The organism is Streptomyces sp. NPDC001868, from assembly GCF_040297125.1.
In the GTDB taxonomy this organism is placed as follows: Bacteria; Actinomycetota; Actinomycetes; order Streptomycetales; family Streptomycetaceae; genus Streptomyces.
In genome coordinates this window covers 293740-315330 of sequence record NZ_JBEOYO010000001.1, presented here as the reverse complement: position 1 = coordinate 315330, position 21591 = coordinate 293740, and the positions used below count along the sequence as shown (strand labels likewise).

Genomic DNA, 21591 nt, shown 5'->3' with positions numbered 1-21591 from the left:
GATCGTCTCGCCGTCGACCGGGCTCGCCGCGCTCACCGGCCGGGAACGCGACGTCCTCGTCCTCGTCGCCGAGGGACGGTCGAACCAGCAGATCGCCGACGAGTTGGTGATCAGCGAGCGCACCGCCCGCACCCATGTCAGCAACGTGCTGCGCAAACTACGGCTCACCTCACGCACCCAGGCCGCGTTGTTCGCGGTGCGCCAGGGCCTGCTGCCGCCACGGCCCTGACGGTACGCGCACCGAGGTGTCCTCAGCCGCCGCCGTCGGCGCCGCCGTGTTCGGTCTCAGTCGGCGATCCGCAGCAGCAGCTTGCCCGTTGACGTACGCCCGCCCATGAGCCGGTGGGCCTCGGCCGCGTCCCGCAGGGGGAACTCCGCGGTGACCGGAAGGCTCACGATGCCGTCGGTGACGGTCCGAAAGGCGCGCTCGGCGAGGGAGCGCAGGGCCTCGGGCGCCGACTGCGCGAGCGCCAGGACGGAGAAGCCCCCGACGGAACGGCCTTGTGCGGAGAGTTCGGGCTGCCCCACCTGCCACGGCTCGGCCCCGCTCGCGTTGCCGAACGACACCAGACGTCCGAAGACGGCCAGCGTGTCGAGACCGCGTCGCAGGGTGTCGCCGCCGACCGGGTCGAGCACCAGGTCGACCCCCCTGCCGCTGGTGGCACGGCGGACGTCGTCGGCGAAGGTGCCGGCGAGGAACACCTCGTCGTAGCCGTGCTTGAGGGCGTGCTCGGCCTTGGCGGCGGAGGAGACCACGCCGTACACGGCGCCGGCGTCCGCCGCCCGGGCGAGCTGCCCGGCGACCGTACCGATGCCGCCCGCCGCGCCGTGCACCAGCACGGTCTCCCCGGCGCGGAGCCGCCCCACCTCGTGGAGCAGGGCGTGCGCGGTCGGCAGGACGGTCGGCAGCGTGGCGGCGGTCCGCAGGTCCAGGCCCTCGGGGAGCGGGAAGACGGTGGCGGTCCCGGCGACCACGACCTCGGCATAGGCTCCGCCGCCGACGAGCGCGGCGACCTCCTGGCCCGGGCGCAGCCCCTCGACCCCGTGGCCGACGGCCCGGATCCGGCCGGAGACCTCCAGGCCCGGGCGGTAGGGCAGCGACGCCACGCGGTACCCCTCCGCGCGTGCCTTGAGGTCCGCGAAGTTCACGCCCGCGTAGACGGCGTCGATGGTGACCTGGCCCGGCCCGGGCTCGGGGATCTCGGCCGTCACGACCCGCAGTACCTCGGGATCGCCGTACTCCTGGAACTCGACCGCACGCATCAGCGGGACACACCCTTCACCCAAGTGTTCAATGGAAAGCGAACACTCGCACTGTAAGATGCTCATCGAACACTGTGCAAGGGGTTGGACCACTCCCCGAGATGACCCGGGGAGTGCGCGTGCGGCGAGGAGCGGGCATGTCGAACAAGGCCGCGGGCGGCAGTCACCGTGCGGCGCCGGTGCACACGGACCCCGAGGACGTCTCGGTGCTGACCGCGCTGTCCGCGCTCGCCGACCCGGTGCGCATCGAGTTGATCCGCGAGCTGGCGGGCTCTCCCGAGTGGACGCGGAGCTGCGGCAGCTTCGACGTCCCCGTCGGCAAGGCCGCCAAGAGCCACCACTTCGCCGTCCTGCGCGGCGCGGGTCTGGTCGAGCAGCGTGACGAGGGGCCGAAGCGGGTCAACCGACTGCGCCGCGAGGAGTTCGACGCGCGCTTCCCCGGCTTGCTGGACCTGCTCCTGCGCACCGACGCCGACGGCTGACCAGCCGGTCCGTGCGCGGCCCCTCCTGCGGGAGGCCGCGCACAGGCGCTCACGGCGTGACGAGCGCGGCCTCGCGTCGACGTTCCACGCCCTGGCCGAAGCGGCGCAGCAGAAGCAGCGCGGTCGTCGCGAGGCCGGTGAGCAGACCCAGCCAGATGCCCACGGTGTCCCAGCCGGTGCCGAAGCCGAGGAGCGCGGCGGCGGGCAGGCCGACGAGCCAGTAGCCGACGAGGGTGATGCGGAAGCCGCCCTTGGTGTCGTCGAGGCCGCGCAGCAGACCGACGCCTATGTTCTGGGCGCAGTCGAAGAACTGGAGCAGCGCGGCGATCAGCAGCAGGTTCGTGGCGATGTCGACGGACGCCCGGTTCTCGCCCTCGAAGAACGGCGCCAGCACCGCGCCCGGCAGGACGACGTAGACGACCGCCACGACCGCCATGACCGCGGCGGCGCACGCCAGGGCCGTCGACTTCAGCCGCTGGGCGGCCGCCGTGTCGCCGAGGGCGAGTTCACGGCTGACGCCGAGGGACGCGGCGTGGGAGAGGCCGACGGCCATCTGGAAGACGATGTAGACGAGCTGGTTGACGGCGGTGTGCGCGGCCAGCGCCCCCGTGCCGAAGCTGCCCACCAGCAGGGCGACGACGGAGAAGAAGCCCGCCTCGGAGCCGTACGTGGCGGCGATCGGCGCACCCAGACCCGTGAGCCGGCGCAGGGTGGCCGGGCGAGTCTTCCAGATGCTCAGCGACAGCAGCGGCGCCAGGCGCGGATCACGGCGGGCCGAGAGATACAGCGCCAGCCCACGAACTGTCCGGCGGACAGCGCCAGCGGGTCGCCATCGCGCGAGCACTGGCCGCCGAGCCCGACGTCCTGATCTGCGACGAGGTCACCTCCTCGCTCGACCCCGACACCGGCCGGGCCATCATGGACCTGCTGGCCGGCCTCCGCGAACGGCACGGCACCACCCTCGTCCTCATCAGCCACGACCTGCCCCTCATCACCGACCACACCAGCACCGTCACCGTGCTGGACGCGGGCCACGTCGTGGAATCCGCCCCCACGGCCGACATCTTCACCGCACCCCGACACCCGGCGACACAGGCTCTGCTGGGCACATCCGTCACCACCGCGAGCCCCTGACCCTCAGCCCGGCCTGTGCTTGAGTGGCCCACGGGCGGATCGGCCCGCCCGGAGAAACCGACCGACCGACCGCCACGGAAGCGGCGGAGCCGACGCTAGGCTGCTGTGTCGTGCAGGAGACGCGTCTCGACACCGCTCGGATCCGGGCGGCCCGCCAGGTGATCGACCCGGTCTTTCTCGACAGCCCGCTGTACCGCTGCGAGGCGCTGGAGCCCGGCCTCGGGTGCGCGGTGAGCATCAAGCTCGAAACGGCGAACCCGGTCCGCAGCTTCAAGGCCCGCGGCACCGAGGTCATCGCGAGCCTGCTGGCGGGCAACGGCTCGTCGGCCGCGGTGTGCGCGAGCGCGGGCAACCTCGGTCAGGCCCTCGCGTGGTCCGGTCGCGGCCGAGGGCTCGATGTCACCGTCGTGGCCTCCCGCTTCGCGACCCGGGCCAAGCTCGACCGCATCCGCGCCCTGGGCGCCAGGCTGGAACTGGTGGACGGCGACCACGAGACGGCCCGCGAGCGGGCGGCGGCCATCGCACGGTACGACGGCATCCGGCTGGTCGAGGACAGCCTGGACATCGAGACCTGCGAGGGCGCGGCGACCATCGGCCTGGAGCTGCTGGAACCGGTGAAACCGGTGAAACCGGCGGAACCGGTGGAACCGGTGGAGCTGATGGAACCGGCGGAACCGGTGGACACCACGCCGCCGTTCGACGCCGTCCTGATCGCTCTCGGCGGCGGGGCGCTGGCCACCGGCGTGGGCCATGTGATGAAGGCGTTGGCACCCGAAGTCGAGGTGATCTGCGTCCAGCCGCTGGGCGCACCCGCGATGACACACTCGTGGCGCGGGCGGCGGGTCGTCACCACCGACTCGACCGACACCATCGCCGACGGCGTCGCCGGCCGCCGTCCCATCCCGGCCGTCCTGGACGACCTCCTCCTGGTCGCCGACGACGCCGTCCTGGTCCAGGAGGCGTCGATCATCGCCGGGATGCGGATGCTCCTCGACCACGCCGGCCTCGTCGTCGAACCCTCCGCCGCCCTCGGCATCGCGGCGCTCCTCGAAGACCGCGACCGCTTCGCCGGCCGCCACGTCGTCACCATCGTGTGCGGCAGCAACGTCGACCTGGACGCCTATCGCCGCTGGGTCGGCGCGTCGACCGACCAGGTCACCGCGGATCTCGGCCGGCCATCGCCAGAAGCTCTGTGACCAGGGGGTTCTGGTCGTTCTTGCGCCAGGCGACGGCGACTCGCGTGCGGGCGGTGCCGGGCTCGATCCCGCGGAAGGCGACGCCTCTGAGGCGGATGCGTCGGATGCTCGCCGGCGCGAGGGAGACGCCCAGACCGGCACCCACGAGGGCGCACACGGTCTGCCACTCCACCGCGTGCTGGGCCACCTGAGGTGTGAAACCCGCTGAGATACACAGGCCGGTGATCTGGTCGTGCAGGTGCGGGCCGACCGCGCGGGGCAGGAGCACGAAGGGTGATTCCGCCAACTGCGCGATATCCACGGTCCGTTGGGCGGCCAGAGGGTGAGCGGACGGCAGCACGGCCACGAACGGCTCGCTGAGCACCGTCCTGAATCCCAACTCTGCTTCGTCGGAGGGGGGTTCGCGCAACAGCCCGACGTCGATCGTCTTGTCGTGCAGGGCGGCGATCTGCGGTGCCGCGGTCATCTCGTGGATGTGCAGCCGCACATCGGGGAACCGCTGCCGGAAGGTGCGCAGCAGACCGGGCAGGACGGTCAGCGCGAGCGAGGCGGCGAAGCCGATCCGCAGACGGCCGGCCCGGCCGCCGCCGACGGCACGGGCCGCGTCCAGGCCGTCCGCGAGGTCGGTGAGGGCCCGCCGTGCGGCGGGCAGCAGTTCGCGGCCCGCCGGGGTGAGGGCGACGCGCCCCGGTTCGCGGCTGAACAGCGCGTGGCCGACCTTGTCCTCCAGCCGGCGGATCTGCTGGCTCAGCGGTGGCTGGGCAATGCCCAGGCGGGCGGCGGCGCGACCGAAGTGGAGCTCCTCCGCGAGTACGACGAAGGTGTGCAGCTGCGGCAGGGAGAGTTCGGGTCGCTCCATACGCCCAGAGATATCAGATCATGCCTGTAGCTGTATTAGACGTATCGGTGCTGGTCACTTAGCGTTCGGCGCATGACAGAGCGACGTGCGATCCTCAGCGGCTCGACCTTTGAGGAGCAGATCGGGTATGCCCGTGCCGTGGTCGACGGCGACTGGGTGCACGTGTCGGGAACGACCGGGTTCGACTACACCACGATGACGATCTCCGAGGACGTGGCGGAGCAGGCCGAGCAGTGCCTGCGCAACATCGAAGCCGCGTTGGCCGAGGCGAAGTGCACCTTCGCCGACGTGGTGCGGGTGCGCTATCTCCTGACCGACCGCGAGGACTTCGAGCCTTGCCGGCCGGTCCTGCTCCGCTGCTTCGGCGAGGTTCGGCCGGCCGCCTCGATGCTCGTGTGCGGCCTCGCCGACCCCCGTATGAAGATCGAGATCGAGGTGTACGCGCGGCGGACCTCCGAGGCGCCCGCCGCACCCGCTGTGCCCGTCGAGGCCTTTGAACCCCCGTACTACGTGGCCGTCTTCACCGCGGTGCGCACACAGCACCAGACCGGCTACAGCGAGGTCAGCGCACGCATGGAAGAGCTGGTGAAGGACGTCCCCGGGTATCTGGGGATGGACCACGCGCAGACTCCCGGCGGGCTGGGCGTCACCGTCGGCTACTTCCGTGACGCCGACGCCCTCACACGGTGGCGGACCGACGTCGAGCACCGCGCGGCGCAGCGGCGCGGGCGGGCCGAGTGGTACGAGAGCTACACGCTGCATGTGGCGAAAGTCGAGCGGAGCCACGGATTCACGCGAGCTGAGGCCGCTCCGGCGGAGCGACCTCAGCCCCGAGCCGTCTTGCCGAGCTGATCGCTGTGCATGGACCGAGGTGCCCGGTCCGTCAGACCGTCAGGCCTTTTCCTGCATGCTGCGCCGGGCGGGATTGCCCTGCTCGGCGGCTTTCGGATCCTTGTCGCCCGCCTTGGCGCGCACGCCCTGGGCGATGCGGTCACCGATGGACTTGTCGATGTTCGACCAGTACTCGAAGGCCCGCTTGAGGACGGGTTCCGAGACGCCGTTGAGGAGATGACCGACGACGTTGTCGACCAGACGGTCGCGCGCCGCGTCGTCCAGGACCTCGCGCACCATGGTGCCGGGCTGGCCCCAGTCGTCGTCCTCGGGATGGCTGACGTAGGCCGCACGGGTGATGGCGCCGTCGGCTTCCCAGCTGGGCGGGGAGTAGCGCGCGGTGTCGGCCGCTGGGCCGCCCTTGGAGTTGGGGGCGTACACCGGGTCGGTGGTGTTCCGGTACGCCATCGCCCCGTCCTTGGAGTAGGTGTGGACGTCCACGACGGGCGCGTTCACCGGAAGCTGCTGGTAGTTGCCGCCGATCCGGTGGCGGTGCGCGTCCGCGTAGGAGAACAGCCGGGCCAGCAGCATCCGGTCCGGGCTGGGGCCGATGCCGGGGACGAGATTGTTGGGCTGGAAGGCCGCCTGCTCGATCTGCGCGTGGTTGTCGGTCGGGTTGCGGTCGAGGGTCATCCGGCCGACCGGGATCAGCGGGTAGTCGCCGTGCGGCCACACCTTGGTGAGGTCGAAGGGGTTGAAGCGGTAGCTCGCGGCCTCCTCGTACGGCATCACCTGCACATGCAGGGTCCAGCTGGGGAACTCGCCGTCGCGGATGTGCTCGAACAGATCACGTGTGTGGTAGTCGGTGTCGGCGGCCGCCATCTGGTCCGCCTCGTGCTGGGTGAAGCACTCGATGCCCTGGTCGGTCTTGAAGTGGTACTTCACCCAGAACCGCTCGCCGGCGGCGTTGATCCACATGTAGGTGTGGGAGGTGTAGCCGTTCATGTGGCGCCAGGTCCGCGGGATGCCGCGGTCGCCCATCAGCCAGGTGACCTGGTGGGCGGACTCGGGGGAGAGCGTCCAGAAGTCCCACTGCATGTCGTGGTCGCGCAGGTTGTTGTCGGCGCGGCGTTTCTGGGAGCGGATGAAGTGCTGGAACTTCATCGGGTCCTTCACGAAGAACACCGGCGTGTTGTTGCCGACCATGTCGTAGTTGCCTTCGCTGGTGTAGAACTTCACCGCGAAGCCGCGCGGGTCGCGCCAGGTGTCCGGGCTGCCGCGCTCACCCGCGACGGTCGAGAAGCGGGTGACCAGGTCGGTGCGTGTCCCCGGCTGGAAGACGGCCGCCTTCGTGTACGCGCTGACATCGTGGGTCACCTCGAAGTGACCGAAGGCGCCGCTCCCCTTGGCGTGCGGCTGGCGCTCGGGGATCCGCTCCCGGTTGAACTGTGCCATCTGCTCGATCAGATACGCGTCCTGCAGCAGGATCGGACCGGCAGGCCCCACGGTGAGCGAATGCTCGTCGCTCTCGACCGGGGCGCCGGAATCGGTCGTGGTGACAGGTGGAGTCTCCGTCATGAATCTGCCTTTCGTCGTACGGAGCGGCGGCGTACCGGGCACGGCCCGCGCCCAGAGCCTGTCGGTCCCGTGCAGGCCAGGTGACCTTCATCGGCCGCCACAAACATCGCTTTCTCGACCAATGTGCGTTGTTCCGAGAACCACGTCCGTCTCGCCGCCGACCGGACCCCCCACCTCGCACTCCGCAGACCGACACGTCGGCATCATCATGCGGTCCGGGTACCGATCGGCTCGCCTGACGAGGCCGAAGGACCCCGCACCCGCGTCCCTCCTCGCCCGGATGGGCGCGGATCCCGGCCGCGCGCCTGTCCGCGCGGGCCCGACCCATGCGTGCGGGGCCGAAAACGCACGCTACGGATGCCGGCCCCCACTGCCCGCGTCTCTCGGGTGGGCGGCGGGGGGTACAGTCTGCTCGCCGCGTCCCGAGCCGGACCGGGCAGCGTGGCTCCCCTGTCCTCTGCGGGTGCCGGCCAGGTGACGCCATGACCAGTACCCAGGATCAGCCCGAGCTGACATCTCCCGGCGCCGTCCCGCCGGTACCGGCGACGGCCCGGGACCGCACCACACGCATACGCCGCCGACTGGAACGGCTGATCGGTATCGCCGCGACCGAGGGCAACGCACTCACCGCTCTGCGCAACGGGGACGAGATCTTCCCGGCGATGCTGGCGGGCATCCGGTCCGCCGAGCACACCGTGGACATGATGACCTTCGTGTACTGGAAGGGAGACATCGCCCGCGAGTTCGCACAGGCACTGGCCGGCCGCGCCCGGGCGGGTGTGCGGGTGCGGCTGCTGCTGGACGGGTTCGGCAGCCGGCTGATCGAGAAAGACCTGCTGGAGGAGATGGAGCGGGCCGGGGTGCAGGTGGCCTGGTTCCGCAGGCCGCTGCTCCTGTCGCCGTTCAAGCAGAACCACCGCTGCCACCGCAAGGTCCTCGTCGTCGACGAGCAGACGGCCTTCACCGGCGGCGTCGGCATCGCCGAGGAGTGGTGCGGCAACGCCCGGAACGAGCACGAATGGCGCGACACCCATGTCGAGGTCCGTGGTCCGGCCGTGGACGGCATCGCCGCCGCGTTCGCCCAGAACTGGGCCGAATGCCACCATGAACTCTTCGACGCCCGCGACCGGTTCGTCCCGCACCGACCGCAGGGCGAGGCGGTCGTCCAGGTGGTGCGCGGATCGGCCGGCTTCGGCTGGCAGGACATGCAGACCTTGATCCGGGTGATGCTGGAGTCGGCCGAGGACCGCTTCCGGCTGGCCACCGCCTACTTCGCACCCGACGCCTACTTCGTCGACCTGCTGTGCGCCGCCGCCCGACGGGGCGTCGAGGTGGAGATCCTGCTGCCCGGCCCGCACACGGACAAACGGGTCTGCCAGCTGGCAGGCCAGCATCACTACGAGGCCCTCACCGACTGCGGTGTGAAGATCCACCAGTACCAGCCGACGATGATGCACGCCAAGGTCATCACCGTCGACGGCGTCGCCGCCCTGGTCGGCTCCACCAACTTCAACCGCCGCTCCCTCGACCACGACGAAGAGATCATGATCGTCGTACTGGACCAGGAGTTCACGGCCACCCTCGACGGTCACTTCGACGAGGACCTGAAGGCGGCCACGCAGATCCGGGAGGGACGCTGGAAGCGGCGCTCCGTGGTGCAGCGGGCGCGCGAGACCGCCGTCATTCCTCTCCGCCGTTTTCTGTAGCGACGCCGTAATCGGGCTCGCTCGCGGCGCATCTGATTTCCCTGGAATCGAGGAAACATGCGTTCATTCTTGGGAGCGTGAAGGGGATTTCGTGGGGCACCTGATTCCGCGGAGGTTGATAATCATGGTTCCCCTGCTTCTCGTTCTGCTTCTCGCGCTCATCCTTTTCGGTGCCGGCTTCGCCCTCAAGGCCCTGTGGTGGATCGCCGTCATAGTCGTGGTGGTCTGGCTGCTCGGCTTCGTGGTCCGGCCCGCCGGACACGGTGGCCGCAAGGGCCGCTGGTACCGCTGGTGAACAATGCGCTCAGCCCGCAGGGCCCCGTCGGTCATGACCGACGGGGCCCTGCGGCACGCTCCCCCGTTGCGTATGGCCATGGAATTCCTCATCCGACCGATAACGGCTCATTGACGACTTCCGCCGGGCCTTGACCTACCTGGGGGAGCCGAACTGATCGTGTATATCGCGGGCGTGTCGAGTATCGCGGGCGTATCGAAAACCGCATACGCCACCGCAACGCCCCTCCGTCTCCCATGGAGGCATGAACCCTGACGCATCCCTGCCGCCCACACCCCGCCGTACGCGCGGGATAGTGCTCGCCGGCCTGGCGATCCTCGCCGTCGCGAGCGCCCTGTTCGTCGTACGGCGGCCACTCATGATGTCCGCTCCGACGTGCTTGGCAGGGCGGTGGCACGGCTGCTTCGACACGTTCAACGGTGTGGTGCTCATGACGCTGGTCGCGCTGCCGTTGGCCGTGCTGGTGGCGTGGGCTCTCGCGCGCCGGCGGCGTGCCGCAGGGGTCGCCTCGGCGTGGCGGATGTCGCTGGCCGAGGTGGGCATGGTCCACGGGACGGTGCCGTTCGTGTGGATGACCATGATGCCGGGCGGCGGGGACGGCACCCTCCCCGCCCGGGTGAGCCTCGTACCGCTGCGGGACCTGGTCACGATGGGGCCGCTCGGGATCGGCGGCAACCTGCTGGTCTTCGCGGCGCTGGGGTTCTTCGCCCCGATACGGTTCACGGCGATGGCATCCGTGCCGCGGATCCTGGCGCTCGGGGCGGGGTGCTCGCTCCTGGTCGAAACCGCGCAGTACGTCCTGCGGCTGGACCGGGTGTCGTCCGTGGACGACGTACTGGTCAACGCCGTCGGCGCGGCGCTGGCCGCGCTGGCGTCGCGCCGCTGGTGGCGCCGTACGGCGGAAGCACCGTCGGACCGGCCGCGCCCCGCGCCGGCACAGGCGTCAGCAGGCTGAGTGGCGGGGGTCGACGGGCACACGTCTTCGCGCACAGGTCCATGCGGACGTCCTTGCCCACGTCATTGCATACGTCGGCGATATGCGGTGCTGCCTAGGCTTCGTACATGCGTGTACTGATCGTGGAGGACGAGCCCTACCTGGCCGAAGCGGTCCGTGACGGTCTGCGGCTGGAGGCGATCGCCGCCGACATCGCCGGCGACGGCGACTCCGCTCTGGAACTGCTCGGCGTCAACTCCTACGATCTCGTGGTGCTGGACCGCGACATCCCCGGCCCCTCCGGCGACGAGGTCGCCCGGAGTGTCGTCGCCTCCGGCAGCGGTATCCCGATCCTCATGCTCACCGCTGCCGACCGGATCGACGACAAGGCTTCCGGGTTCGGGCTCGGCGCCGACGACTACCTCACCAAACCGTTCGAGCTGCGGGAACTCGTCCTGCGGCTCAGGGCACTCGACCGCAGACGCGCGTACGCCCGGCCCCCGGTCCGCGAGATCGCGGGCCTGCGGCTCGACCCCTTCCGCCGAGAGGTGTTCCGCGACGGACGCCATGTCGCGCTCACCCGTAAACAGTTCGCTGTGCTGGAAGTCCTCGTCGCCGCGGAGGGAGGGGTCGTCAGCGCCGAAGAGCTGTTGGAACGGGCCTGGGACGAGAACGCCGACCCCCTCACCAACGCCGTACGCATCACCGTCTCCGCACTGCGCAAACGGCTCGGCGAACCCTGGATCATCGCCACGGTGCCCGGCGTCGGATACCGGATCGACACCGGTACGGACACCACCGCCCGGCGTACGCACACCACCGGCCCCGTTACTTACGCCGCTCCTCCCGGCAGGGACACCATCGACCCCGGCAGCACGCATGCGTAGACGCCCGGGGCTCAGCGCACGACTGAAGCTCACCCTCAGCTACGCCGGGTTCCTCGCCGTCGCCGGGGCTCTCCTGCTGGCCGTGGTGTGGGTGTTCCTGCTGCGCTACGTACCCGACAACTCCCAGGGCCTCCTCGGGGTCTCGCCCAACCGCTACCTCCTGGTGCGCACCTTCGCCCCCGCCGCGGCCGTGGCGATGGGCTTCCTGCTGGTGTTCGGCCTCGTCGGGGGATGGATCCTCGCGGGCCGGATGCTCGCACCGCTCACACAGATCGCGGATGCGGCACGGATGGCCGGCGAGGGGTCGCTGTCCCATCGGATCCGGATGAAGGGCCGCCGGGACGAATTCCGTGAACTTTCCGATGTGTTCGACTCGATGCTCGAACAACTTGAGTCCCATGTCGCCGAGCAGCGGCGGTTCGCCGCGAACGCCTCCCACGAACTGCGCACCCCGCTGGCGATCTCACGGACGCTCCTCGACGTCGCCCGCAAGGATCCCTCGCGGGACCTGGGCGAACTCGTCGAACGCCTGCACAACGTCAACACCCGGGCGATCGACCTCACCGAGGCCCTCCTGCTGCTCAGCCGCGGCGACAGGGGCACCTTCACCCGCGAGAGCGTCGACCTCTCCCTCATAGCCGAAGAAGCCGCCGAGACGCTGCTTCCGCTCGCCGAACAGCGCGGGATCACGCTCGACGTCACCGGCGGGGCGGCCCGGACCAGCGGCTCCGCGGAACTCCTGCTGCGGATGGTGACGAACCTCGTCCAGAACGCCATCGTCCACAACCTCCCCACCGGCGGCACCATGACGGTCCACACCGAGGCGTACGGCGGCACGAGCGTGCTGCGGGTCGAGAACACGGGGCCTCGGCTGCCACCGGAACTGGTACCGACCCTGACCGAGCCCTTCCAGCGCGGAACGGAACGCGCCCGCACCGACGAGCACGCCGGCGTGGGACTCGGCCTGGCCATCGTGCACAGCATCGTCCGCGCCCACGACGGGACCCTCGACCTCGTCCCGCACCCCGTCGGCGGTCTCCTCGTCAGGGTTCTGCTTCCCGGCACGCCGCAGGCATCCTCCCCGGCGGGCCCACCGGCCGATCGATAGGCTCCCGGCATGGACGTCCATGTGGAGATCATCCGTGAAGCCGGCCCGGAACTCGTCGACGCCTTCAGCCGGTTGCTGCCGCAGCTCTCCTCGACGGCCGAACCCTCGACCACGAGGCGATCGACCGCATGGTGACGTGCGATGCCAGGGAGTCGCGGCACTCCTCACCCAGGAAGCGTTGCGGATCGCTCAGGAGGCGGGGGCCCGGACGGTGGATCTCACCTCCCGGCCGGGATCGGGCCGCGGCGAACCGGTTGTACGAGCGTCTCGGCTTTCAGGCCCGGGAGTCGAGGGTCTATCGCTTCCCGATCGCCTAGCCGGACCAGAGCAAGGAGACATGACGCGGAGCCCGTCGGCGCCGGGCGGAGTGCCGCCGCATACGATTCGCCGGTGAACACCCCCGTCGTCCTGCACGTGCCCGCGACAGCGGCCTCACCCGCTCTCGTTCTTCGCCCCTGGAACATGGCGGACGTCGCCGCGCTGGTCGAGGTGCTCCGTGATCCAGAACTGCGCCGCTGGACGAGTCATGTCGTGGACGACGAGGCCGACGGAACACGGTGGGTGCGGGCCCAGCAGCGGTCATGGGCAGCGGGGGACCGGTTCAGCTTCGCCGTCCTCGAGGAGCAACCCGGCCCAGTTCGCGAGCAGTTGGTGGGCCATGTCGTACTCAAGGAAGTCACCCCCGTCTCACTGAAGGCCGAGGTGGGCTACTGGACGGCGGCACACGCGCGCGGGCGGGGCACAGCACCCCGTGCTCTGGAGGCGCTCACCGACTGGGCCTTCGACACCTTCGCGGCCGACGGGCTGGAGCGTCTCGAACTCCTGCACCAAGTGGACAACCTGGCATCGTGCAAGGTCGCGCGGAAGAGCCGGTACGCACTCGGCGGCGTCCTGCCCGCCGCGCCGCCGTCGTTCCCTCGCGATGGCCATCTGCACATACGGTGGCTCCCCGGCTCCGTCAGGCAGAGGATCACGGACCAGCGATCTGACTGAGGAGCCCGGGCAAGCCGTCGTGCACGCCAACGCCCCGAGACCACGCAGTGGTTCGGCGTGTGGTCCCCGGGCACCTCGTCCGCTTGCGCCAGGCCGAGGGCGCGGGCGAGCACAGATGTCAGCCCAGCGCGAGCCATCGGATGCCGAGCCGTTCGATCCGCGCGGTCTCGGACTCGTCCAACGGTTCGCGTCCGGTGGCCTTACGCAGGAAACGCGGCCGGCTCCACCCCAATTTGTCCGGGGCCGTCATCTGCTGCGCGCCGAGAAGCAGCTCCAGCACGGCGTCACCGGCCGACGAGGTGAGCCAGGGTTCGCGTCCGAGCGCGTCGGCCAGGTCGATGCCGTGGACGGCGACTTCGACGACCCGGGTGAGCAGAAACTCCGACAGGAGCATGGCGTCACCGTGACGCGTGCGCACGGTACGGCCGGTCGGCTGGACCCGGCACAGCCGGTCGACTCGCCGCCAGCTCGCGGCGAAGTCGTCTGCGAAGGCGGCACCGTCGGCGGACTCCGCAGCGCGGTCCTGAGCCAGCGCGATCCGGGCACTGTTGGTCCGGGGCGAGAACCGGGCGTCCGGCCGGTAGTACTCCGCCGCGGAAACCCTGGCCGCACTCGGCTCCGGCGCCTCCAGCATCCCCGGCAGCCAATCGATCACCACGCACACATGCCCGAGCAGGTCCCGTACGGTCCAGGGAGCGCAGCGCGTGGGAAGGCTCCACTGGGCCTCTGACAACCCTGACACGGCATCGGTCAGCGCCTCGGATTCCCGACGAAACGCTTCACGTACACGTTCTTGATCCATTCCGGTGACGCTACCAACCGGGCCCAACAGGCACCCGGTCGGCCGAGATCCCGGAGCTCCCTCGGAGACAGGCCCCCATCGGGCTCCGTACCCACGCCGCGGCGGACCGTCGGCCGGATGCGGGAGGAATCGGGCACAGCCGGTCGAAAGGGCGCGGCCCCTGCGGTGTGGTGAAGTGGGGATCATGACGACGAGTGACGCGATCGTGGTGCCGGAACTGTACGTCGGCTACCCCGGGGTGGCCTTCGGCGGCTATGTCGCCGGCGTGCTGGCGGAAAGGTCGGGCGCACCGGCGGTACAGGTGGACTTCCGTGGGCCCGTGCCGGTCGGCGTGCCCGTGCGGATCGCCGAAACGGCGGCCGGGAGCGTGGAGTTGGGCGAGGCCGGGCGGCCCCTCGCCGCCGCGCGCCCCGCCGAATTGCCGCTCGACGTGCCGACCGCGCCCTCCTGGGACGAGGCGGCCGCCGCGGCGGACAGGTTCCGGGCGGCGCCACCGCCAGGAGTGGTCGACTGCTTCGGCTGCGGCCTGCGTGCCGCTGACCGCGGTCTGCGTGTGCACTGCGCCCCGGTGCCGGACCTCGACCTCGTCGCCTCCGCCTGGACCCCGTCCCGCGTCTTCGCCGGCCCGGACGGCCTGCTCCCTCCCCAACTGGTCTGGGGCGCCCTGGACTGCCCGGGACACTGGGCGGGCCGCTTCCTCGGCACCCAGCGCCCGGGCGCGGTCACCGCGGCCCTCACGGGCACGATCCTGCGGCCGTTCACCACGGGTGAGCGGTACGTCGTATACGCCTGGCTGCTGTCGGAGTCCGGCCGCAAGCACACGATGGGTGTCGCGCTCGCCACGGCCGAAGGCGAACTGTGCGCGGCCTCCGAGGCGTTGTGGATCGACCCCAGACCCACCCCTTGACGCCGCCGCTGCCGCCCACCGGCCGGCGGACCGTGCGCCGAGCGGTCTTCGCGCCGGTCCAGGCACCTCGGTCCGGTTCCGTTCCGGCCTCGGTGAGGCTGTCAGTGCTCGTTCGTAAGATCTCGGCATGCCTGATGCCTTCACCATCCTGTGGACCCATGACACATGCCGTGCCCTGCGCAAGGCGGGTCGCGTGGGCGAGCGGCCACCGGTCGCGTTCAGCGGCGCCCATTCCTCGCTCCCCGCTTGGTCGGGTGCCCTCGCCGGGGACGAGGTCTACGCGCTCCATGTGAACCGGGGCGAGGTGTTGATGGTGAGCCGGATGCGAGTCGTCGACAAGGTACGGCGCGACTGCTGCGGCAGCACGCCCGCGACATGGCGGGATCCGGGATTCCCCGGGCACGGCGACTGGTCGGCGCTCGGTGCCGGCGGCTGCGGCGCGGAGGCGGTGCACGTGGACGCCACACCCGTGCGCTTCGACCTGCCGATACCCGGCGACCTTCTGGCACGGCTGACGTGGCGCAACCGCCGAAACCAGACCCGAGGCCTGAAGTACGTGGTGGACGGGCGCCTGGAGCGCGCGGTCAGCCTTCAGGGGTTCTACCGTCTGACGCCCGAGTCGGCCGACGATCTGGCGGAGCTCCTCGGCGGCGCCCCCTGACTGCGGAGGCAATGGCTGCGTGACACCCAGCGTGCGGCCTACGGCTATGCGAGCGCCTGAGGGGCCTTTCGCAGGGCTGGGTCGCTGCTGTGGGGAATCGCCCCTGTTTCCCGACGAGTGACCGAACATCACCCGCTCACAGGGTCGAACGGGAAGGATCAGGGCACCGATGGATGGACAGGCATACGAATCCACGGCGGGCAGATCCGACGCCAGGACGTCGACGACGAGAGAGGGAGACGATGGTCCCATCGGAGCGGGAACCGGAACAGCGGGCCCAACTCATCGGCATTCCCGCGGAGTCCACCGCGGGGGAGACCAGGGTGGCGGCGACACCGGCCACCGTGGGCCGGCTTGTCGCGCTGGGGTACCACGTGGTCGTCGAACCGGGAGCGGGTGAGTCCTCCCGCTTCTCCGACGCCGCCTACGAGGAGGCGGGAGCCCGGCTCGGCGACCCCTGGCCGGCCGAGATCGTACTGAAGGTCAACAGCCCTTCGACCGAGGAGATCGGCCGGCTGCGCGACGGCACGACACTGATCGCGCTCATCGGGCCCGCACTCCACCCGGAACTGGTCGAGGAGTTGGCGCGACGGCCGATCACCGTCCTCGCCATGGACGCCGTCCCCCGCATCTCGCGCGCCCAGTCCCTGGACGTCCTCAGCTCGATGGCGAACATCGCCGGATACCGGGCCGTGGTCGAGGCCGCCCATGCCTTCGGCCGCTTCTTCACCGGCCAGGTGACCGCCGCGGGCAAGGTGCCGCCCGCCAAGGTCCTGGTGGCCGGTGCCGGAGTGGCGGGGCTCGCGGCGATCGGCGCGGCGCGCAGCCTCGGCGCCGTGGTCCGCGCCACGGACCCCCGGCCGGAGGTCGCCGAGCAGGTGCGCTCGCTGGGCGGGGAGTTCCTCGCGGTGCGACCCGAACAGGACGAGCAGGCCGCACAGGAGGCCGGCGCCGACGGTTACGCCAAGGCCACCTCCGACGACTACAACCGGCTCGCCGCGCGGCTGTACGCCGAACAGACGGCCGACGTCGACATCGTCATCACCACCGCGCTCGTTCCGGGCAGGCCGGCCCCGAAGCTGATCACCGCCGACGACGTCGCACGGATGAAGCCCGGCAGCGTGATCGTCGACATGGCGGCGGCGCAGGGCGGCAACGTCGAGGGAACGGTCGCGGGCAAGGCGGTCGTCACCGACAACGACGTGACGATCATCGGCTACACCGACCTGCCCGGCAGACTCCCGACCCAGGCGTCACAGCTGTACGGCACCAACCTCGTCAACCTGATGAAGCTCCTCACCCCCGGCAAGGACGGCCGACTCGTCCTCGACTTCGACGACGTGGTGCAGCGGTCGATGACCGTGGTCCGCGACGGCGAGAAGACCTGGCCGCCACCACCGGTACGGGTGTCCGCCGCACCCGCACCCGCCGCGGCCCCGGAACCCGCCACCCCCGCCGACGCCCCGGCGAAGCCCACACGTTCCGCGCGGTCCGGGTACGCGCTCGTCGGTGCCGGAGCCCTCGCGCTCTTCCTGGTGACCGCGTTCTCGCCGAACGAACTGATCGGCCACTTCACGGTCTTCGTCCTGGCGATCGTCATCGGCTTCTACGTCATCGGCCAGGTGCACCACGCGCTGCACACCCCGCTGATGTCGGTCACCAACGCGATCTCCGGGATCGTCGTGGTCGGCGCGCTGCTGCAGATCGGGCACGGAAACACCGCGGTCACCGTGCTGTCGTTCGCCGCGATCCTGCTGGCCAGCATCAACATCTTCGGCGGATTCGCCGTCACCCGCCGCATGCTCGGCATGTTCTCGAAGGGCTGATCACGGATGACCACCACCACGGCCGCAGAGGCCGCCCACGTAGTCGCCGCGCTGCTGTTCATCCTCAGCCTCGCCGGACTCTCACGGCACCGAACCTCCCGCTCGGGAGTCGTCTGGGGCATCACGGGCATGGTCATCGCGCTGGCCGCCACCATCGGTCTCGCGTCCCGGAGCATCACCGTCACCGGTCTCGTACTGATCGCCGTCGCCACCGCCCTCGGCGCGGGCATCGGACTGTGGCGTGCCCGGGTGGTCGAGATGACCGGCATGCCGGAGCTGATCGCCATCATGCACAGCCTCGTCGGCCTCGCCGCCGCGTTCGTCGGCTGGAACGGCTACCTCGACGTCGAAGCCGGGGGCCACGCCGGGCAGGAGATCACCGGCTCACTGCTGGGCATCCACCACGCCGAGGTCGTCATCGGCGTGTTCATCGGCGCCGTCACCTTCACCGGCTCGGTCGTCGCCTACCTGAAGCTGTCGGCGCGGATCGCTTCCCGCCCGCTCGTGCTCCCCGGCAAGCACGTTCTCAACCTCGGCGCGCTGGTCGCGTTCGTCGTACTCACCGTCGCGTTCGTCGCCCGCCCCCACATGGGACTGCTCATCGCGGTCACCGTGGTGGCGCTCGCCCTCGGCACACACCTGGTCGCCTCCATCGGCGGCGGGGACATGCCGGTGGTCGTCTCCATGCTCAACAGCTACTCGGGCTGGGCCGCCGCGGCCTCGGGCTTCCTGCTCGCCAACAACCTGCTGATCGTCACCGGGGCGCTGGTCGGCTCCTCCGGCGCCTACCTCTCGTACATCATGTGCAGGGCGATGAACCGCTCCTTCCGCTCGGTGATCGCGGGCGGATTCGGGGTCCAGGCGGTGGCGAGCGGTGACACCGACCACGGTGAGCACCGGGAGATCAGCGCCGAGGACACCGCGGAACTGCTGCGCGACGCCTCCTCGGTGATCATCACACCGGGTTACGGCATGGCGGTCGCCCAGGCGCAGTACCCGGTCGCGGAGTTGGCGCGCAAGCTGCGCGAGCGCGGCGTCGAGGTGCGCTTCGGCATCCACCCGGTCGCCGGCCGACTGCCCGGTCATATGAACGTGCTGCTGGCCGAGGCCAATGTGCCGTACGACATCGTCCTGGAGATGGACGAGATCAACGACGACTTCGCCGCCACCTCGGTCGTCCTCGTCATCGGCGCCAACGACACCGTCAACCCGTCCGCCGCCGAGGACCCGGCCAGCCCCATCGCCGGGATGCCCGTACTGCATGTGTGGGAGGCGGCCCAGGTCGTCGTCTTCAAACGCTCCATGGCCGCCGGGTACGCGGGCGTGCAGAACCCGCTCTTCTTCCGGGAGAACAGCCAGATGCTCTTCGGCGACGCCAAGCAGCGGGTGGAGGACATCCTGCGCAGCCTCGACGCCACCGACGCGCCGGCTCCGGCCATGGTCGGCACGGTCAACTGACCAGGGGCGTCGACGAGTCCACGCCCCTCGGCCGCGGCGGTCATGGCGGCCGCGCGCCCCCGACGCCGGGGCCGGGGGCGCGCGGACGGGGGCCGGGGGTGACGCGGACCCCCGGCGGGGGTGGTCCTCAGGCACAGCCCGACTGCCCGGCACCGCCCACAGTGAACCGTGTAACCGTACGGGACGTACTCCTGACCATCCGGACGTGACCGCGACCATGCGGCTCGCATCCGAACGCGGAACTGCGATCGGCCGTATCCGCGGTGCGGAACAGGGAGGTGACCGGTTCATGGAGGGTGTTCCCGTGGCGGAGGCTCCGTCGTACGGAGGAGAGCCCATGACACTCGGAGACGATGTCGTCTTCGAGCAGGTCGAGCCCAGGGCGGAACGAGCGGACCCGGCGCTCTCGGTCGAGGAACTGCTGGCGCTGCACGGCAAATCCGTCCTGGACTACGCGGCGCTGTGCACCGGGCCGCGCCGGGGCGCCGCCGAGCGGCTGGCCGGGCAGGCCTTCCGGACCACCTACCGCGACGCGGCCTCGCACGCCGGCCCCGACTTCCCGTGGCGGTCTCGGCTGCTCGCGGCGGTCCTCGAGGCCGCCCGGGAGTGGAGCGCGGACGACAGGGGCTCGTTCCTCCACCCGGACCTGCGGGACGGCGGACTCGATGACGCGCGCCGGACGGTCTCCGGCACGGACCGCGCAAGCGGAGCCAGAAGCCTGGTCGCGCACGCCTTGCGCAACCTGCCGGACCGGGCCCGCGTACTGCTGTGGCACACCGAGGTCGAAGCCGAGGACATCGAGACGGTGGCGTCCCTGCTCGGCGCCGGGCCCTCTCTGCTGCGTCCCGAACGCGCCCGCACCCTGCTGCGCGACGAGTGCGTACGCGTCCACCTCGACCGCGCGCCCGACGAGCGCTGCCGCCGCCTCAACCGGCTCATCGACATCCACGCCCGCCGTAGTTCCGGCGAGGTGGTGGCGGAGGTGCGGGACCACCTCGACGGCTGCGCCTACTGCGGGGCGGCGGTGGAGCAGCTGGACCAGTCTCCGGACCGGCTCCCCGCGCTGCTGGCGGAGGCCGTACTGGGATTCCGCGCGGCGGACTACCTCGCGATCCGGCCCGCCCGTCGGACAAGCGCGTCGGCCAGCGCGTCGGAGCCCGCCCCACGCCCCGGAGCCGCCGCCGAGGCCCGGTCGACGGCTACGGGGGATCTCGCGCCGTGGCGGCGCCGGTGGCCGCTCGTGGCCGCCATGGGTGTGGTGCTGTGCGGGCTGATCGCGGCGGCTCCCATGGCCCTCACCGGAACCGAGGCCGACCGCGAGGCGGCGGGCGGCCCGGCGTCCGGGCCGAGCCGTGTTCCGCTTCCGCCCGACACCGCCCCCGAACCGTCCACCGTCGTCCCCTCGTCCCGTCCGTCCTCCCGCGCCTCCACGGCCCCCGGCACGAGCGGGGCCCAGGTCACGCGGCTGCGCAATGCGAGGACCGGGCTGTGCCTCGACCTACGCGGTTCGGCGGGGGTGGTGGGCGCGCCCGCGGAGACGGCGGAGTGTGCCGAAACGGCGACCCAGATGTGGTGGCTGGAGGACGGCGGCCGACTGCGGAACCAGTCGGCCCCCGAACTGTGCCTCAACGCCGAGCCGCAGGGCACCGTCGCCCTGCGGCCCTGCGCCGATCCGGAGGACGCGGGCGGTGAGGAGTCCGACGACACCCGGTACGAGCTGGCCACCGACGGCCTCCTCACCGTCAAGACGGGGCCCTCGGTGGCCCTCACGCCCGTTCGCCGCGCCGAGGGCTCGATCATCCTCCTGGAGCCCGTCCCCGAGGACAGGGTCCGCAGCTCCCAACGCTGGCGCACCGACGAGGCGTCCGCCTCGCTCACCTGACTGTCGCGGATCGCCGGGAGTCTTCGGCCGCGGAATGAGGCCGCTGGGGAGGCACGGGGTGCCGCGTCGCATGGGGCAGTGGCAGGAGCGCGTACGTACGGGTGTCGCCGTCGACCCGCGCGGTCCGGTCCCCACCGTGGGATGACACCGGTTAGCGCTCGCGCTCACGGAGTGCGGCGGGGGAGCCGGTGCGGAACCGCTCCCGGGCGAACCTTCCCAGGGCGTCGTACAGACGTGTGGGGGAGATCCGCAGGGCGCCCGCCTTGGTGCCCAGGGTGACGATGTGGAGCTCGGCGGCGGTCAAGTGGGCTCCCAGCCGCCGGAAGCCGCGGTAGCGGTGTGCTTCCTCGGCACGCAGCCACAGGTGGACCTCGTCGTGCGTCTCCTTGCCGGATGTCGAGGGGCTGACCTCCAGCGTGACGATGTGGTCCCAGGGGATGGCCATCCGGTGCCTGCCCGAGCGCCGTCGGCGAGCGGCCACCGCCGTCCGGCGCGCCGGGCCCACCAGGACATCTGATGAGGCGTCTGCTCGCGTAGCCGGAGGACAAGCAGGAAGCGCCCCTGCCCACGCCTGCACGGTGCCCCAGGTGGTGGGGTCGCCGATGACGAATTCCCCGCCCTGGTTGGGCGGTCGGCCGCCCTTGGGGGCGCGGACCCGCGGTGGTGTGGGCCGTCGCTTGACGCGGTCGGAGCAGGGCCGGCCGAGGATTCCGACGTGCTGGTCCCTCAGCGGATGGGCGATGCGGGGCGCGTCGTGTCCGGTGTCCAGCACGGCCGTAGCCCTCCTGC

The 21591-nt window shown here is 71.0% G+C and carries 20 protein-coding genes and 4 pseudogenes; 18 read left to right on the top strand and 6 right to left on the bottom strand.

The genetic code is table 11. The features are described 5' to 3' along the window. Window position 1 precedes the first annotated feature (1 nt). A pseudogene (locus tag ABT147_RS01555) lies at window positions 2-229 on the top strand (response regulator transcription factor); the annotation flags it as partial. A gap of 56 nt (window positions 230-285) precedes the next feature. On the opposite strand, the gene ABT147_RS01550 reads toward ABT147_RS01555, so the two are convergent. Continuing rightward, a complete protein-coding gene (locus ABT147_RS01550; protein WP_351401516.1) occupies window positions 286-1263 on the bottom strand; it encodes a quinone oxidoreductase family protein in 978 nt (325 codons plus the stop codon). 137 nt (window positions 1264-1400) lie between these two features. Here ABT147_RS01550 and ABT147_RS01545 point away from each other — a divergent pair, with 137 nt between their 5' ends. Beyond that, window positions 1401-1745 (top strand): ArsR/SmtB family transcription factor, encoded by a 345-nt coding sequence (locus ABT147_RS01545; RefSeq protein ID WP_351401514.1) that lies wholly within the window; start codon window positions 1401-1403, stop codon window positions 1743-1745. 49 nt (window positions 1746-1794) lie between these two features. Here the strand turns inward: ABT147_RS01545 and ABT147_RS01540 are convergent. Next, window positions 1795-2538: pseudogene (locus ABT147_RS01540) on the bottom strand (MATE family efflux transporter); the annotation flags it as partial. 8 nt (window positions 2539-2546) lie between these two features. Between ABT147_RS01540 and ABT147_RS01535 the strand changes: the two are divergent. Then, window positions 2547-2879 (top strand): ATP-binding cassette domain-containing protein, encoded by a 333-nt coding sequence (locus ABT147_RS01535; protein WP_351401946.1) that lies wholly within the window; start codon window positions 2547-2549, stop codon window positions 2877-2879. Between the two features lie 110 nt (window positions 2880-2989). Next, window positions 2990-4075 carry a threonine ammonia-lyase gene (locus tag ABT147_RS01530; protein ID WP_351401510.1) on the top strand — a complete coding sequence of 362 codons (1086 nt, stop codon included), beginning with the start codon at window positions 2990-2992 and terminating at the stop codon, window positions 4073-4075. On the opposite strand, the gene ABT147_RS01525 is transcribed toward ABT147_RS01530, so the two are convergent. After that, window positions 4035-4934, bottom strand: coding sequence for a LysR family transcriptional regulator (locus tag ABT147_RS01525; protein WP_351401508.1), 900 nt, complete (start codon window positions 4932-4934; stop codon window positions 4035-4037). The genes ABT147_RS01530 and ABT147_RS01525 overlap by 41 nt on opposite strands. A 72-nt stretch (window positions 4935-5006) precedes the next feature. Here ABT147_RS01525 and ABT147_RS01520 point away from each other — a divergent pair. Both ABT147_RS01520 and ABT147_RS01515 read left to right on the top strand, forming a co-directional pair. Next, window positions 5007-5369, top strand: a pseudogene (locus tag ABT147_RS01520) (RidA family protein); the annotation flags it as partial. Next, complete coding sequence (locus ABT147_RS01515; RefSeq protein WP_351401944.1) at window positions 5352-5786, top strand: antibiotic biosynthesis monooxygenase family protein; 435 nt, start codon at window positions 5352-5354, stop codon at window positions 5784-5786. The pseudogene ABT147_RS01520 and the gene ABT147_RS01515, both read left to right, overlap by 18 nt. Before the next feature lie 39 nt (window positions 5787-5825). On the opposite strand, the gene ABT147_RS01510 is transcribed toward ABT147_RS01515, so the two are convergent. Continuing rightward, window positions 5826-7343: a catalase gene (locus ABT147_RS01510; protein WP_351401506.1), complete on the bottom strand. Its 1518-nt coding sequence runs from the start codon at window positions 7341-7343 to the stop codon at window positions 5826-5828. Window positions 7344-7825: 482 nt separating this feature from the next. On the opposite strand from ABT147_RS01510, the gene ABT147_RS01505 reads away from it, so the two are divergent. The 7 genes and pseudogenes from ABT147_RS01505 to ABT147_RS01475 all read left to right on the top strand — a co-directional run bounded on the left by ABT147_RS01505 (window position 7826) and on the right by ABT147_RS01475 (window position 13266). After that, window positions 7826-9049: a phospholipase D-like domain-containing protein gene (locus ABT147_RS01505; protein WP_351401504.1), complete on the top strand. Its 1224-nt coding sequence runs from the start codon at window positions 7826-7828 to the stop codon at window positions 9047-9049. 124 nt (window positions 9050-9173) lie between these two features. Then, window positions 9174-9344, top strand: coding sequence for a hydrophobic protein (locus ABT147_RS01500; protein ID WP_351401501.1), 171 nt, complete (start codon window positions 9174-9176; stop codon window positions 9342-9344). Window positions 9345-9588: 244 nt separating this feature from the next. Next, the gene (locus ABT147_RS01495; RefSeq protein ID WP_351401499.1) at window positions 9589-10299 is read left to right on the top strand and encodes a VanZ family protein; all 711 of its coding nucleotides are present in this window, start codon (window positions 9589-9591) and stop codon (window positions 10297-10299) included. A 107-nt stretch (window positions 10300-10406) separates the two neighbouring features. Further along, window positions 10407-11165 (top strand): response regulator transcription factor, encoded by a 759-nt coding sequence (locus tag ABT147_RS01490; protein WP_351401497.1) that lies wholly within the window; start codon window positions 10407-10409, stop codon window positions 11163-11165. Next, complete coding sequence (locus tag ABT147_RS01485; RefSeq protein ID WP_351401495.1) at window positions 11158-12273, top strand: sensor histidine kinase; 1116 nt, start codon at window positions 11158-11160, stop codon at window positions 12271-12273. Before ABT147_RS01490 ends, ABT147_RS01485 begins: the two co-directional genes overlap by 8 nt. Before the next feature lie 9 nt (window positions 12274-12282). Next, window positions 12283-12590 (top strand): annotated as a pseudogene (locus ABT147_RS47265) (GNAT family N-acetyltransferase). A gap of 73 nt (window positions 12591-12663) precedes the next feature. Then, the gene (locus ABT147_RS01475) at window positions 12664-13266 is read left to right on the top strand and encodes a GNAT family N-acetyltransferase (RefSeq protein WP_502983012.1); all 603 of its coding nucleotides are present in this window, start codon (window positions 12664-12666) and stop codon (window positions 13264-13266) included. A gap of 118 nt (window positions 13267-13384) precedes the next feature. On the opposite strand, the gene ABT147_RS01470 is transcribed toward ABT147_RS01475, so the two are convergent. Then, the gene (locus ABT147_RS01470) at window positions 13385-14068 is read right to left on the bottom strand and encodes a maleylpyruvate isomerase family mycothiol-dependent enzyme (protein WP_351401491.1); all 684 of its coding nucleotides are present in this window, start codon (window positions 14066-14068) and stop codon (window positions 13385-13387) included. Window positions 14069-14252: 184 nt separating this feature from the next. Here ABT147_RS01470 and ABT147_RS01465 point away from each other — a divergent pair, with 184 nt between their 5' ends. The 5 genes from ABT147_RS01465 to ABT147_RS01445 all read left to right on the top strand — a co-directional run bounded on the left by ABT147_RS01465 (window position 14253) and on the right by ABT147_RS01445 (window position 20802). Beyond that, entirely contained in the window at window positions 14253-14975 is a 723-nt protein-coding gene (locus tag ABT147_RS01465; RefSeq protein ID WP_351401489.1) for a hotdog fold domain-containing protein, read from the top strand. Between the two features lie 127 nt (window positions 14976-15102). Beyond that, the gene (locus ABT147_RS01460) at window positions 15103-15636 is read left to right on the top strand and encodes a hypothetical protein (RefSeq protein WP_351401486.1); all 534 of its coding nucleotides are present in this window, start codon (window positions 15103-15105) and stop codon (window positions 15634-15636) included. 242 nt (window positions 15637-15878) lie between these two features. Then, the gene (locus tag ABT147_RS01455) at window positions 15879-17462 is read left to right on the top strand and encodes a Re/Si-specific NAD(P)(+) transhydrogenase subunit alpha (RefSeq protein WP_351401484.1); all 1584 of its coding nucleotides are present in this window, start codon (window positions 15879-15881) and stop codon (window positions 17460-17462) included. Between the two features lie 6 nt (window positions 17463-17468). Further along, window positions 17469-18920 carry a Re/Si-specific NAD(P)(+) transhydrogenase subunit beta gene (gene pntB / locus ABT147_RS01450; protein ID WP_351401482.1) on the top strand — a complete coding sequence of 484 codons (1452 nt, stop codon included), beginning with the start codon at window positions 17469-17471 and terminating at the stop codon, window positions 18918-18920. Between the two features lie 337 nt (window positions 18921-19257). Next, window positions 19258-20802, top strand: a complete 1545-nt coding sequence (locus ABT147_RS01445; protein ID WP_351401480.1) for a ricin-type beta-trefoil lectin domain protein — start codon at window positions 19258-19260, stop codon at window positions 20800-20802. A gap of 151 nt (window positions 20803-20953) precedes the next feature. Here the strand turns inward: ABT147_RS01445 and ABT147_RS01440 are convergent, their stop codons facing one another. Then, a complete protein-coding gene (locus ABT147_RS01440) occupies window positions 20954-21574 on the bottom strand; it encodes a hypothetical protein (protein WP_351401478.1) in 621 nt (206 codons plus the stop codon). Window positions 21575-21591: the final 17 nt, after the last annotated feature.

What these genes read in the sequence shown, in the direction of transcription:
- ABT147_RS01525 (WP_351401508.1), bottom strand. Translation starts at nt 4,934, where the DNA reads ATGGAGCGACCCGAACTCTCCCTGCCGCAGCTGCACACCTTCGTCGTA.
- ABT147_RS01515 (WP_351401944.1), top strand. Translation starts at nt 5,352, where the DNA reads ATGAAGATCGAGATCGAGGTGTACGCGCGGCGGACCTCCGAGGCGCCC.
- ABT147_RS01465 (WP_351401489.1), top strand. Translation starts at nt 14,253, where the DNA reads ATGACGACGAGTGACGCGATCGTGGTGCCGGAACTGTACGTCGGCTAC.
- pntB (WP_351401482.1), top strand. Translation starts at nt 17,469, where the DNA reads ATGACCACCACCACGGCCGCAGAGGCCGCCCACGTAGTCGCCGCGCTG.
- ABT147_RS01510 (WP_351401506.1), bottom strand. Translation starts at nt 7,343, where the DNA reads ATGACGGAGACTCCACCTGTCACCACGACCGATTCCGGCGCCCCGGTC.
- ABT147_RS01495 (WP_351401499.1), top strand. Translation starts at nt 9,589, where the DNA reads ATGAACCCTGACGCATCCCTGCCGCCCACACCCCGCCGTACGCGCGGG.
- ABT147_RS01490 (WP_351401497.1), top strand. Translation starts at nt 10,407, where the DNA reads ATGCGTGTACTGATCGTGGAGGACGAGCCCTACCTGGCCGAAGCGGTC.
- ABT147_RS01445 (WP_351401480.1), top strand. Translation starts at nt 19,258, where the DNA reads ATGACACTCGGAGACGATGTCGTCTTCGAGCAGGTCGAGCCCAGGGCG.
- ABT147_RS01470 (WP_351401491.1), bottom strand. Translation starts at nt 14,068, where the DNA reads ATGGATCAAGAACGTGTACGTGAAGCGTTTCGTCGGGAATCCGAGGCG.
- ABT147_RS01550 (WP_351401516.1), bottom strand. Translation starts at nt 1,263, where the DNA reads ATGCGTGCGGTCGAGTTCCAGGAGTACGGCGATCCCGAGGTACTGCGG.
- ABT147_RS01455 (WP_351401484.1), top strand. Translation starts at nt 15,879, where the DNA reads ATGGTCCCATCGGAGCGGGAACCGGAACAGCGGGCCCAACTCATCGGC.
- ABT147_RS01485 (WP_351401495.1), top strand. Translation starts at nt 11,158, where the DNA reads ATGCGTAGACGCCCGGGGCTCAGCGCACGACTGAAGCTCACCCTCAGC.
- ABT147_RS01505 (WP_351401504.1), top strand. Translation starts at nt 7,826, where the DNA reads ATGACCAGTACCCAGGATCAGCCCGAGCTGACATCTCCCGGCGCCGTC.
- ABT147_RS01545 (WP_351401514.1), top strand. Translation starts at nt 1,401, where the DNA reads ATGTCGAACAAGGCCGCGGGCGGCAGTCACCGTGCGGCGCCGGTGCAC.
- ABT147_RS01460 (WP_351401486.1), top strand. Translation starts at nt 15,103, where the DNA reads ATGCCTGATGCCTTCACCATCCTGTGGACCCATGACACATGCCGTGCC.
- ABT147_RS01500 (WP_351401501.1), top strand. Translation starts at nt 9,174, where the DNA reads ATGGTTCCCCTGCTTCTCGTTCTGCTTCTCGCGCTCATCCTTTTCGGT.